The organism is Kordiimonas pumila (genome assembly GCF_015240255.1).
In the GTDB taxonomy this organism is placed as follows: Bacteria; Pseudomonadota; Alphaproteobacteria; order Sphingomonadales; family Kordiimonadaceae; genus Kordiimonas; species Kordiimonas pumila.
In genome coordinates, this window is record NZ_CP061205.1 from 3,329,399 (window position 1) to 3,341,973 (window position 12,575).

The 12,575-nt window shown below is 49.0% G+C and carries 10 protein-coding genes; 6 read left to right on the forward strand and 4 right to left on the reverse strand.

Annotated features, from left to right (window positions below; genetic code table 11):
* Positions 1–127: 127 nt before the first annotated feature.
* Entirely contained in the window at positions 128–1,057 is a 930-nt protein-coding gene (locus tag ICL80_RS14725) for an ABC transporter substrate-binding protein (RefSeq protein WP_194213493.1), read from the reverse strand.
* Between the two features lie 410 nt (positions 1,058–1,467).
* On the opposite strand from ICL80_RS14725, the gene ICL80_RS14730 reads away from it, so the two are divergent.
* Together ICL80_RS14730 and ICL80_RS14735 are read left to right on the forward strand one after the other, a co-directional pair.
* Positions 1,468–4,461 carry a molybdopterin-dependent oxidoreductase gene (locus tag ICL80_RS14730; RefSeq protein WP_194213494.1) on the forward strand — a complete coding sequence of 998 codons (2,994 nt, stop codon included), beginning with the start codon at positions 1,468–1,470 and terminating at the stop codon, positions 4,459–4,461.
* Entirely contained in the window at positions 4,436–5,278 is an 843-nt protein-coding gene (locus ICL80_RS14735; RefSeq protein WP_194213495.1) for a 4Fe-4S dicluster domain-containing protein, read from the forward strand. The genes ICL80_RS14730 and ICL80_RS14735 overlap by 26 nt, the downstream gene beginning before the upstream one ends.
* A gap of 70 nt (positions 5,279–5,348) precedes the next feature.
* Here ICL80_RS14735 and ICL80_RS14740 read toward each other — a convergent pair whose 3' ends face one another.
* A complete protein-coding gene (locus tag ICL80_RS14740) occupies positions 5,349–6,227 on the reverse strand; it encodes a polysaccharide deacetylase family protein (protein ID WP_194213496.1) in 879 nt (292 codons plus the stop codon).
* A gap of 432 nt (positions 6,228–6,659) precedes the next feature.
* Here ICL80_RS14740 and ICL80_RS14745 point away from each other — a divergent pair, with 432 nt between their 5' ends.
* The 4 genes from ICL80_RS14745 (at position 6,660) to ICL80_RS14760 (ending at position 10,870) form a co-directional block, all read left to right on the forward strand.
* On the forward strand, positions 6,660–8,849 hold the full coding sequence (locus ICL80_RS14745) for a TonB-dependent receptor (RefSeq protein ID WP_194213497.1): 2,190 nt from the start codon (positions 6,660–6,662) through the stop codon (positions 8,847–8,849).
* Between the two features lie 63 nt (positions 8,850–8,912).
* Complete coding sequence (locus tag ICL80_RS14750; RefSeq protein ID WP_194213498.1) at positions 8,913–9,680, forward strand: SDR family NAD(P)-dependent oxidoreductase; 768 nt, start codon at positions 8,913–8,915, stop codon at positions 9,678–9,680.
* An 18-nt stretch (positions 9,681–9,698) separates the two neighbouring features.
* The gene (locus ICL80_RS14755) at positions 9,699–10,070 is read left to right on the forward strand and encodes a nuclear transport factor 2 family protein (protein WP_194213499.1); all 372 of its coding nucleotides are present in this window, start codon (positions 9,699–9,701) and stop codon (positions 10,068–10,070) included.
* Positions 10,071–10,099: 29 nt separating this feature from the next.
* Complete coding sequence (locus ICL80_RS14760; RefSeq protein WP_194213500.1) at positions 10,100–10,870, forward strand: SDR family NAD(P)-dependent oxidoreductase; 771 nt, start codon at positions 10,100–10,102, stop codon at positions 10,868–10,870.
* 57 nt (positions 10,871–10,927) lie between these two features.
* Here ICL80_RS14760 and ICL80_RS14765 read toward each other — a convergent pair whose 3' ends face one another.
* Positions 10,928–11,557, reverse strand: a complete 630-nt coding sequence (locus tag ICL80_RS14765; RefSeq protein ID WP_194213501.1) for an MSMEG_1061 family FMN-dependent PPOX-type flavoprotein — start codon at positions 11,555–11,557, stop codon at positions 10,928–10,930.
* Between the two features lie 34 nt (positions 11,558–11,591).
* Positions 11,592–12,572, reverse strand: a complete 981-nt coding sequence (locus ICL80_RS14770; RefSeq protein ID WP_194213502.1) for an ornithine cyclodeaminase family protein — start codon at positions 12,570–12,572, stop codon at positions 11,592–11,594.
* Between the last annotated feature and the right edge of the window lie 3 nt (positions 12,573–12,575).

A 12,575-nucleotide genomic window follows, 5' to 3' on the forward strand; every position in this document is an offset into this window, starting at 1 on the left:
GCAGCATCACCGCTTGCGACATCCCAAAAAATGAAAAGCCCCAACGGGGCATGTCGGGGCTTTTCGCCTGATAGTCTGTATGGGAGACAGCAGGCTTTCTTTACAGCTAAATTAGCTCTTTAGCTGCCTATTGTATCATTCCATGCAGCCTGTAAAAGGCCGCAGCTGCTGGGTGTAAATGCCCCAAATCAAGGCCAGGCCACTTAAGCATACCCGCCTGTTCTTGTGGCAGGGCATCATACTGACCAAGCTGATTGTGGATACAGCCAAGCAGCGCTCTCACCGTAACAGCATCTGTTTTTTCCCATGCGGCAAGAGCCTGCGTAAAAGACACCATCTGAATATCGTTCAGCGCTCCTGTGCCGCTTTCTTTTTCTGCGCCCATTACGGATACTCCAACAACAAAGGGATTATGCTTATTGATTGCAGATACCGCTTCCCTATCCACTTCAAGCCAATGTGAAGCTTCCATTTCCAAAAGACCGGGCAACAATGAAATATAGCTATCACCGTTCCTTCGCACAAAATTCCACGTTGTGGCGTCTATCTCGCCTGCCTCAAGGGCCTTTTGTACATTTGGCGGTGCAATATCCACCAACTCCACATCGTCTAATATTCCCCACCCGTCACGCAGCAAAGCTTCGCTTAACATTCTCACTGAGCTTGCCCTTGGCGGTACACCTATCTTTTTCCCCTTCAGGTCATTAGGGTTTTTGATTTCAGAATCAAAAACCAACACACCGAAGCCGATATCATATAAGACCGACACAAACATCAAATCCGCACTAGCTTTAGTATACCCATGCCAACCAGGGCCGGTTTTAGTGCGCGCTGGCAAAAAATCTACGGTTGTAACAATTGGCAGGTGGTATTGTTTCTCATGCTCGTCAAGCTCGTTGATATCGTTAATACCATCCGGCAAGGGAACAGGAATAACAGTCACATCCTCTAAGGCAGGGCATTTTGCCGCCACGTCGACCAACTGTAAATTCAGCATATGCAGCATATTGCTTGGCGGGGCAGGTGAATAAATCACAAGTGGTTTTGCATTGTTCATCAGATTTTTATCCTCCGCCCATACCGGCCATACCTGCTGGCATAACATCACTAGAGCGCCTGCACCCACCATGCAGAAATGCCGTCTTAAAGCCATTACATTACACTTTCTGTCTTTTCTAAAATAAGCCTGCACTATCAAGGGGCACAGCCAAGGCCGTGCCACACAGCAACATGTATATCATTCTCAATACCATTAAAATGTGCATCCACTTTATAAGCTCAACAACAACCCAAGGCAAGGTCAATATTGTATTAAACCTTAATTTATAGAAATAATCCTCACCTTTTGTATTGATTAATGGATACACTTATGGCTTTATAGGCCCGTGCTACGGTTCTAGGCACGTCAACGCTATAACAATGACATTGGGGAATGTCTGGCGTGCATGTAGTTAAAGGGGAGTAATAATGAAAAAAAAGCTGCTGAGTCTTATTATCAAGGCCCTGCCACAGGTCATGAAAGCAGTAAAACTCACCAATACTTCCTTTCGGGAACACGTGCAGCAAAGAGATGCTGTCATTCAGGTACGCTTAAAAGATAACTCAGTTGCACACCATTTCATTTTCCAGAATGGCCATATATCGTCTGGGCGCGGGCTTCATGCCAGCCCAGATGTTGATGTCGCCTTTCTCAATGCCTCTGTCGCCCTGAAGTTTTTGAAACCTGTTCCAGATCAGGCTGATATTATTCATTTCGTTAAAAATTATCAGGTTGAAATGTCAGGCGACGATGCTGCGACCGTATGGTTTGCAACCCTTGTTAAAAAAATAAATTCCGGCATGTGGAAACAAGGCACAAAAATGCCCGATGGCAGCACACGTTTTGTAACCAATACAAATGGCGGCCCTCTATTTGTTTATGTAAAAGACGATAAAATTCTACGCACAACACCTATAGATCTAACAGACGACGACCCCGAAAGCTGGGTTATTAAAGCGCGCGATACTCAGTTTTCCCCCAAACGCCAAATGACCGTAAACCCGCATGCCCTGTCGCTTAAATCTGTCGTTTATTCAGAACGTCGCGTTAAATACCCCATGAAACGGGTAGACTTTGACCCCAAGGGCAACCGTAACACGCAAAATCGTGGTAAGTCTGGCTATGTCCGTATTTCATGGGACGAAGCTCTCGATATTGTAGCAGATCAGGTTCGCCGACAAAAAACAACTTATGGCCCCGGCTCCATTGCCGTTACACACGGTGCCCACCACCAAATGGGCAATGTGGGTTACTGGCTTTCCGCCCTGATGCGCTTCACTAACATTCTCGGCGCCACGCTTATGAAATTTAGCCCCATTAGCTGGGAAGGCTGGTACTGGGGCGCGCAGCATCACTACGGCAACAGCTTGCGTCTTGGCCTGCCCGGCCCATACGGCACAATGGAAGACTGCTTAAAAGAATGTGAAATGATCGTTTTCTGGTCAAGCGACCCTGAAGCTACCGCTGGCCTTTACGGCGGCGGCGAAGGCTCGCAGCGCAGGCAGTGGGCAAAAGACCTGGGTATCAAGTTTGTGCATATCGACCCCCACTATAATTCCACAGCGCAAGCTTTTGGCGGCAAGTGGTTGCCGGTAAAGCCCACAACAGATTCCGCGCTGGCGCACGCCATTATGTATGTTTGGATAACGGAGAACCTTTACGACAAAACCTTCATTGCAAACTGCACAACGGGCTTTGAGGAGTGGAAAGAATATATCCTTGGTCGTGAAGACGGTACACCCAAAACCCCTGCATGGCAGGAAAGTGAAACAGGCATCCCGGCAAAAGATGTTACCTCTCTTGCGCGCATGTGGGCCAGCAAAAAAACATACCTTTCAGCAGGCGGGCTGGGCACTGGTTTTGGCGGCGCCTGCAGGGCGGCCACAGGCCAGCAATGGGCACGAAACATGATCCTGCTTATGACCATGCAGGGCTGGGGCAAGCCGGGTGTAAACTTTGGCAACCTTCAATGCGGCGCGCCGGTTGACCTTGCTCATTACTTTCCCGGGTATGCAGAGGGCGGTATTTCTGGCGACCTGACACGCACGGCATCATCTATCAATAATTATGTTCGCATGCCGCACGTTGTAACTGTTAACCCGGTGGAACAGCGCGTACCCCGCGAATATATCTCAGAAGCCATTAAAACCGGCAAGGCAGAAGCATACCTCTGGGACGGCATGTCACTGGAGGCGCAGTTCAGAAAAGCACCCTACCCCTCACCCGGCAACGCAGAAATTCACATGATATACCAGTATGGCGGATCGTCTTTTGGTACCACCATGAACTCATCTCGCCGGATTGAAATGTACCGTGACGAAAAAGTTGAGTTTGTCGTGAGCCAGTCTATCTGGAACGAGGGCGAGGCACAGTTCGCCGATATTATATTGCCCGCATGCACGGTTGCAGAGCGCGCCGACATCAGCGAAGTGAGCGGCTGCGCAGCCTTTGGCCACCATAACCAGACCCAAATGAACCACCGCATGGTGGTAATGCAGCACGAATGCATTAAACCTTTGTGGGAGTCAAAATCAGACTACCGCATTTTCACAGAGGTTTTAGGTCGCCTTGGTTTTGGCCCCATGTATTCTGAAGGATGCAGCGAGCTTGATTGGTGCAAACGCATTTTTGATTCAACCGATGCTGTTAATTTCACAAGCTGGTCAAAGTTCCTGAAAAAAGGCTATGTTGTGTTCCCACCACAAGCAGAGGACATGCGGGATAATGTTTATATGCGCTGGATGCACGAGGGGCGCAAAAAAGATGTGCCAGAGCCACACCCTTTACCCGGCGACTATTCTGGCGACTTTCTGGACGGCCTGCAAACACAGTCTGGTAAAATAGAGTTTTTACCAAACTCCCTGAAACGCGGCGACCCGGATAACGAGGAACGCCCCGTTCTGAACCGCTATAAACCAGCATGGGAAGGCCCGGCGAGCGGCGAGCAGGTAAAGGCTTACCCCTTGCAGCTTGTAACCGGGCACCCGCGTTATAGCTTTCATACCCATATGGACGGTAAAAACAGCCATATTAATGACATTCAGGACCACCGCATAAAGATTGATGGCTATGCCTACTGGATCGTCCGTATGAACAGCATAGACGCCGCTGATCGCTGCCTAAACCACCATAGTCTTGTAAAGGTTTATAATGACAGGGCTGGGGTGATCTGCGCCCTTGATGTGTCCCCCCTTGTGGCACGTGGCACCCTTAAAACCTACGAATCCTCTGCCGAGTTTGACTTCATACAAGATGAAAACGGCAAGGTGCTGGACCGGGGTGGCTGCATGAATTTGCTAACCCCCTCGCGCACGCAAGCAAAAGGGACAACCGCAATCGCACCAAACTCATGTCTGGTTGAAGTAGAACAATGGAATAACAGTTGGGAAGTACGTGATGAAAAAATGGCACTTGGTAGTTGATGTTAACCTGTGTACCGGCTGCCAGAACTGCGTGGTTGCAACACAAGACGAATATATGAATAACGACTTTAAGGGCTATTCAAAGCCCGGGGCTGCCGGTGTAACGCCGCTTAGCATTGAGCACCGCGTGCGCGGCACAGGATCCATGGTTGATGCCCAGCATGTACCAAAAATGTGCAACCACTGCGATGATGCGCCGTGTATTGCAGCAAGTGACGGCGCAATCTACAAACGCCCGGACGGCCTTGTGATTATTGACCCAGACAAAGCTGTTGGGCGCAAAAATCTGGTCAGCACGTGCCCCTACGGCATGATCAAATGGAACGACGAACAAAATGTCCCTCAGGCATGGAACTTTGACGCGCATTTACTGGATTCCGGCTGGAAAGCACCACGTGCTGTGCAAAGTTGCCCGATAGACGCTCTCAAAGCGCTGCATATTTCTGATTCTGATATGGAAAAAGCTATAGCTGTAGAAAAGCTGGTAGTTTTACAGCCTGAACTAAACACCAAACCACGGGTATATTATAAAAACCTGTCTGCTTTCCTCAGCCATTTCATCGGCGGCAATGTCTCGGGCACAAGGGATGGTGAAGCTGAAAACATAGAGGGCGCAACCATAGCGCTTTTACAAAACAGCACCCCGCTTGCCGAAACCCTGACAGATGCCTTTGGTGACTTTAAATTTGAAAATCTCCATGATACTTCAACAGGCTATAGCATCAGCATCAACCACCCTGATTACACCTCACAAATTATAGAAGTCAGTGGTATTTTAGCGGAAAGTAAGGTGCTTGACATCTCCCTGAGCCGATAGCCTTCCCATTTGGCTCAGCCTTACAGACGCTGCATACTTTGCAGCGTCTTTTTTGTATGCCGTCAAGCCTTTACATGCAGTTCGCACGGTACCAGTCATTTATTTCGCCGCCCGTGGTTTGCCAAATATCATCATGCCCCGCAATATAGGCAAGAGCTGCTTTAAAGTGCTTCATCCTAAAAGGGTGGCCTGTGATAAACGGATGCAATGATATGGACATCACCCGTGGTAGCTCAAGCGCTTCTTCGTACAGCACATCAAACTGGTCTTTAATCATTTGGCCAAAAACCTCTGCCGATGTACCCTTACCCATAATTGTAGGCACGTCATTAAGCTCAAGCGTATATGGCATTGTCAGCAAGGAACCCTTTTCAACTTTCATTGGTACAGGCAGTTCATCATGGGCATAGTTTGAAACATATTCGATACCCGCTTCAGCGAGAAAATCAGGCGTTTTAAAGCTTTCTGCCAAGCACATGCCCAGCCAGCCCTTTGGCCGTTTACCTGTTGCTTTTTCTACAATAGCAACATTTTTGCTTATGAATGCACGTTCCTCATCTTCCGTCATCACCGTCATGATGCTGGTGTTGTTATCACCCTGCATGCCCCATTCCCAATCCCGGGCATTGCCTTCCTCGATAATCTGCGGATATTCGCGGCACACATCACTGTTCAAATTCACCGTTCCTCTAAAACCATATTCATCCATAGCTTTCATAATGCGCCATAAGCCAACACGGTTGCCGTAATCTCGCCAGCCATGGTTCAAAATATCGGGACTATACTGCATTGTCATCGGGTATACAGCATGCGCAAGCGACGTAGACCCAAAGGGCACATGCTCAATATTCACATAAATCATTACCGCCAAACGCTTCCCGCCGGGAAACTTGACAGGCTTTCTATTTATGATTGGTTCGAAATCGTATCTGGGTGACTGAGTAGACATAATATCATCCTTTATCGTTCATACGTATCAAAACACACTCTCTTAGGGATGATAGGTATATTTTTTAAATTTTGTGGATCCATATAGAAATCTCCCCATCTCTATAAAGAATAACCGATTCCCCACAAAAACCTTATAATACATCAAATTTTTAAGCAAACATTTTACTCTATAAAATGATTAGATACTTGACTCCCCAAAGATATAGTGACTAAAGTGCATCCACAATAGGGGAGAAATCGAACACCATTTATATGCGCACTGCCATTAGGTTGCACCTTAGTTGCACTTTCTGGCCTGCGCTGCCTTCCACTCCATTTGCGGCGCCAGTTCGCAAGGAGAAAAAGGGCTGTCGCATATCTGCCAGCATTACGGGGAAGTAATCTGCCAGCCTCTATTACAAGGGAATTTTAGGGAAAACCGGAGGGAACTTTGATTAACAAAAAACGTACTCAGCCAGTACGCTTATCCAGCAGGGCCTTTATGCTCGCTGGGTGCAGTGTTGTTGGCCTCCTCGGCGCAAGCAGCCTTGCCTATGCCGAGCAAACTGCCGCTGACGAAACCACCGTATCAGATGCGGGTACAGCGTCAAAAGGCACTTATGTTATTGAAGATATTGTTGTAACGGCGCAAAAGAGAAGCGAAAGCCTGCAAAAAACACCCGCGGCCGTTACAGCCTATAGCGGCATTTCCCTTGTAGAAAAGGGGGTAACAGACCTGCGAGCCGCACAAACCATTATTCCTAACGCCCGCTTGCAGCAAGAGGGGGCCACCACACAGGCCTTTCTGCGCGGTGTAGGCTCGAACCTTGATTATAGTAACATCGAACCCACCATCGCTTTTAACTTTAACGGCGTGTTTATCCCGCGCGAAGGCACCAGCGCGCCGCTTTTTGACCTTGAGCGCCTTGAGGCCCTGCCCGGCCCACAAGGAACACTGTACGGGCGAAGCGCCCTTGGTGGTACAATCAACGTAGCGTTTAAGCGCCCAACACCGGGCGAATGGGAAACAAGCGGGGTTGTAGAAGCTGGAAATTATGACATGGTGCATGTTTCACTTGCCCAAAATATTCCGGTTTCAGACACACTCGCTGTACGTGCAGCGGCTGATTACACCTATAATGAAGGTTTTATGGAAACAGGAGCCTATTCCAAGGATGATATCGCTGGCAGGCTTAGCCTTCTCTATACGCCTTCGTCTGATGTTAGCCTGTATATGTGGGGTTACGGCGTATCAAAAGACGGGCGCCCTTCAAACCTTGTCAACAAGGGAACAGACCCCGAAACATTTGAATATAGCGAAAATGAGTTCCTGCGCGACCGCGCTTGGGACGACCTAAGGCCCGGCCCACTTGCGGCCTTGGCACCCTTTGGGCAACCTGTTGCAGAAAGCCAAGTATATGATAACTGGGTCGCAGGCGCTGAACTAGAAATTGCGCTCGGCGATAATATGAGCCTTACCTATATTCCCTCATACTTCTATCTAGACTCGTCTTCCAGCTACTGGCTGGGTGCTGTACCAGCACGCATTTCCCAGCATTATAATCAGGTGACACAGGAACTGCGCCTAGCGGGTGATACCGATAACCTAACATGGCTGGTGGGGCTTTATGCCTATCATGTTGTAAACTACGGCGATTATTTTGTACTACCCGGCACTGCTTTTGAGACACGCAGCAGTGATGTGCTTCGCAACCGCATTAAAGGCGCTGCCGTGTTTGGTCAAGCCACCTATAGTGTCAGCGATACATTCCGCCTCACCTTTGGGGGGCGCTACAGTAAGGATGATAAAAAAGCCAACGGCGTCTCCCCCCTTGACGGCGCAGACTATACATTTGATAGAGACTTCAGCCGGTTTGATTTCAAGGTCGGCACAGAATACGATGTCTCTGACAGCGTTATGGTTTATCTCACATACCAAACGGGGTATCTGCCTGGCACCTATAACGAGGTTGCAGCGACAGCAACAGATGATAACCTTGTAAAACCGGCAAAACTGTCTGCCTTTACAGGCGGCTTCAAGGCTCGGTTTATGGACGGCCAACTACAAATTAACAGTGAAGCCTATTATTATTCCTACACTGACCTTCTTATTCAGGCCTATGACCAAAGCAAGGCGTATAACCCAATCTTTAATGCTGACAAGGTTGAGATATACGGCAATCAGCTTGATATTATCTTCAAACCTTCAGCCTCTGACACTTTAAGCCTGAATGTTGGGTACCTCCATGCCCGCAACAAAGACTTCATAACCCCAGAAAGTGATGATTTCACAGGCTTTAGCCCGCCGTATGCCGCAGACTGGACCATTATGGGTAATTATGCCCACGACTTTGAAACCGCTGGCGGCTTTATTCGGGCACAGGCAGATGCCCGCTATGAAAGCGAGTGGTACGCAGACTATGTGCATAACCTTGGCGTGCGCCAACAGCCTCACGTGAAATCAAACGCCACCCTGACCTATTACCCAGACGACAGCAACTGGACCTTAGGGCTATGGATCAAAAACATCACAAACGAAGCCGTTCTCGCTGCAACAGCCGCAGCAGGCATACCCGGACCGGGCACAGCTTATCTGGAAGAACCCCGGACGTTCGGTATTCGCTTTACGTTTGATTATTAAGCCAACATACGCCTCTGGTAACAATGCCGGAGGCGTATCTATATTTTAAAGGGATGTATCTTAGTGACACGGGAACTGGAAAATAAGGCAATTATTGTAACGGGCGCAGGCGGCGGCATTGGCCGAGCTGCGTGTTTGGTGTTAGCTAAAGCCGGTGCCAAGCTTATTATCAGCGACATTTCAAAAGCGGCGGGTAAAGAAGCCTGCGACGCTGTCAACGCAAACGGTGGTACGGCAGAGTTTTTTGCGGCTGATCTCGGGCAGGAACAAGATGTGAAAGCTCTTGTCGACGCATGTGTCAGCACATATGGCAGCCTTGATGGCGCTTTTAATAATGCAGGCCTAGAGCAGCGCAACAAGCCTTTGGACCAGCTTTCCCTTGAAGAATGGGAGAACGCGATCAGGATAGACCTTACAGCCGTTTTTCTGTGTCTTAAATACCAAGTAAAAGCCATGCTTAAAACAGGCGGAGGCGCCATTGTAAACACGGCATCATCCCTTGGTCAGGTTGGTCTGGCTGGTGCGTGTGAATATGTATCCGCTAAACACGGTGTAGTGGGTTTAACCCGAGCCGCTGGTGCTGACTACGGCCAGCAAGGTATCCGCGTAAACGCAGTGTTACCCGGCATTACCCGCACCCCGATGATCGCACGGCTTTCAGAAGACCCTGCCCTTGCAGACGTTTTTGGCCGCTTGAAACAAAGGCACTCCATGGGGCGTTTCGGCGAGCCATCAGAAATCGGCGATGCTGTAAAGTGGCTACTCTCTGACTCAGCCTCTTTTGTAAATGGTGCAGCAATTGCTGTTGATGGCGGATATCTATCTATTTAGGGAATACGGGAGTTTATAATGGCACGAAACTGGGTACCAGACTTTTACCGGGATGCCGATACAGTTGATATTAACAAACTAGCACCGTGGTTTGATGAAAACATCGAACTACGGTTTGGCAATGCGCCGCCAATCCATGGCCATGCTATGGCTGTTGAAACCCTGCGCGAGTTTTACAAAACCATCAACGGCATGCGGCACGTGCCCGAGCACATTGTATTTGAAAGCGATACTGTTGCCGTACAACTCGGCAAAGTGATCTACACCACCCTTGATGGCCGCGACATATCGCTGCCCGTATCAAGTCACCTTAGGCACACAGCAAAAGGCACGCTGGACCGGCTGTGGATATATATAGACATCGCCCCCCTATATGCGCCCGCTGAATAACACCCAATACACTTGCAAAAGGCAGAAGAATGCAAAACACATTAGATTTAGCTGGTAAAGTTGCCCTCGTAACCGGGGCATCCACGGGCATTGGCCGCGCCACAGCAAAAGCCTTTGCACGCGACGGGGCAACTGTGGTGCTCGCCGACATTAACGAAAAAGATGCAGGTGATCTTCTGCAGGAGCTTGATAAGAGCGGGGCAACAGCCTGTTTCATTAAAACCGATGTAGCAAGCCCTTCTGATGTCGAAGCCCTCACAGCAGAGATCATAAACCGTTACGGCAAACTGGACTGTGCCTTTAATAACGCAGGCATAGCAGGCCCCATGGGGCAAATGCTTGATGGCTATACGCTTGAAGACTGGGACCGGGTTTTCAGCATTAACATCAGAGGTGTAATGCTGTGCATGCAACAGCAAATACGGCAGATGCTAAAACAGGGGTCTGGCACCATTGTAAATACCGCATCCATTTGGGGCTTTGTCGGTGCCATGGGGTGCAGCGCTTACGTTGCTAGCAAGCATGCCGTTGTTGGCCTTACCAAAGCTACTGCCATAGAATATGCACCAAAAGGCATACGGGTAAACTGTGTTAGCCCAGGCACCATTCGCACCCCTATTATCAAACCGGCAATAGACGCCTTTGATAATTTTGAAGAAAATATGATTGCAGCCCACCCTATTGGCCGCCTCGGTGAACCTATTGAGGTGGGGGAAGCTGTTGTATGGCTTTCAAAACCGGCATCCTCTTTTGTCGTCGGGCAAAATCTGCCTGTGGATGGCGGCTTTACATTGCAATAAACCAGCTACGGCATACCATAAGGAAAGGGGATCACCCTTGCCCTTATGGTGCCCACATTAATAAAGCTCGTCTTTCAGTGCCTGATTATACATGGCGTTCAGATCTTCCGACGTGTGATCTGGAATATCCACAAGGTCTTTCATAATTTTACCAACCTTGGGATAGCTAGTAACATCTGGCCAACTATCTGACACCCACAAGTGAGAGCGCTTGAACGCCTTGCCGCAGTGGAAATAAGCCTGTTCAACTGACACTTTAACCGCAACCTTGGGTTCTTTATTGAACTCAACAAGGCTTTTAAGCAATTCAGGGTCGCGGGTAACTGTTGCCGCCCCATTAATGCGCAGAAAAACATCAAGCGTTGGCACAAGAAGCAAAAGCGCACAGCGACCAGTGGTAATGATGTTTGAAATGGTTTCCAGTTTGTTATTGCCCGGCCAATCACCAAACATCACCGTTTTACGGTCGAGCACATGGACAAACCCAGCCTCACCGCCTCGCGGGGAAACATCAAGCCCCTCCATGCTTTCTGATGACACAGCAACAAAAGGGCTTCTGCGCACAAAATCAACCATATGATCATGCAAAAAATCAAGCATCGTGTCTGTCGCCATCGGGCTTGGTTCGCCGTAATATTCTCTAAGTTCTTCAAGGCTGTTAATGACAAAAGTGTCTGCTGATTTCATTTTCATATCCTCATAACGGCGGTAACGATTACCCTTAAAACGCAGCTTCAGTTCCAAAGCCTTGTTCTTTTGATTTTGTGTAAAGATACCACCCGCTGGCAAGGTCTTGCACAACATGGCCAAGCGATTTGTATATTGTGATCTCTGTGTCGCTGGTGCGTCCAGGATGTTTGCCGTCCAGCACTTCGCCAATCTCTGCAAGAATATGGCTATCATCAACAAGACCAGCTTCCTTAGCGCGCAGAAACTCAGCGCCCTGTGCCAGAACAAACGGTGTGTGGTCTGCAAAAAATTCTGCTTTTGCCACTAAGCTATTATCTATTTCTGCAGGGCCTGCATGGCTTGACCCCACTACATTCAGGTGCGTGCCGGGTGCAACATCTTCGCCCATTAGGACCGGCTCATAAGCCGATGTGGTTGTACAGATAATATCGGCATCCCTTACCGCACTCTTAACACTGTCGTGTGGGAGGCACTCGATGCCTGTATGTTTCTGGATATTGTCGGCAAACGCCCTGCACCGTTCTGCACTTCTGCCCCACACAGTCACGCTGGTTATATCCCTGACTTCTTTCATCGCTTTCACATGGGCTTCTGCTTGTTCGCCGTAGCCAAGCACAGCAAGGCGGCTTGCATTTTTTCGCGCCAGTGCATCTGTTGCAACCGCACTAGCCGCAGCGGTGCGAATACCTGTAATTTCACCCGCATGCAGCATTGCCACCATTGCCCCTGTTTCAGGGTCAAACAAAACAACAGGGCCTTGGTGAGACTGCAAACCTTTTGCAAAATTCTCAGGGTATACGCTAATAATTTTAGCACCAAACTCTGCCGTTCCCCCCATTGCGCCCGGCATCACACCAAACATATGGCCTGCATCCATTTTCAGGATCTGGCGCGGCAACTGAAGTGTTTCACCGCGTGCAAGCGAAACCATCGCAGGCCTCAGCAAGTCAATACAGGCCCCCATAGAAAGGTGCTTCTGAACATCTTCACGGCTTATAATTCTAACTGACATAAT

Excerpts from the sequence above, each read along its gene's own strand:
- ICL80_RS14725 (WP_194213493.1), bottom strand. The coding sequence starts at position 1,057 with ATGAACAATGCAAAACCACTTGTGATTTATTCACCTGCCCCGCCAAGC.
- ICL80_RS14730 (WP_194213494.1), top strand. The coding sequence starts at position 1,468 with ATGAAAAAAAAGCTGCTGAGTCTTATTATCAAGGCCCTGCCACAGGTC.
- ICL80_RS14735 (WP_194213495.1), top strand. The coding sequence starts at position 4,436 with ATGAAAAAATGGCACTTGGTAGTTGATGTTAACCTGTGTACCGGCTGC.
- ICL80_RS14740 (WP_194213496.1), bottom strand. The coding sequence starts at position 6,227 with ATGTCTACTCAGTCACCCAGATACGATTTCGAACCAATCATAAATAGA.
- ICL80_RS14755 (WP_194213499.1), top strand. The coding sequence starts at position 9,699 with ATGGCACGAAACTGGGTACCAGACTTTTACCGGGATGCCGATACAGTT.
- ICL80_RS14760 (WP_194213500.1), top strand. The coding sequence starts at position 10,100 with ATGCAAAACACATTAGATTTAGCTGGTAAAGTTGCCCTCGTAACCGGG.
- ICL80_RS14765 (WP_194213501.1), bottom strand. The coding sequence starts at position 11,557 with ATGAAATCAGCAGACACTTTTGTCATTAACAGCCTTGAAGAACTTAGA.
- ICL80_RS14770 (WP_194213502.1), bottom strand. The coding sequence starts at position 12,572 with ATGTCAGTTAGAATTATAAGCCGTGAAGATGTTCAGAAGCACCTTTCT.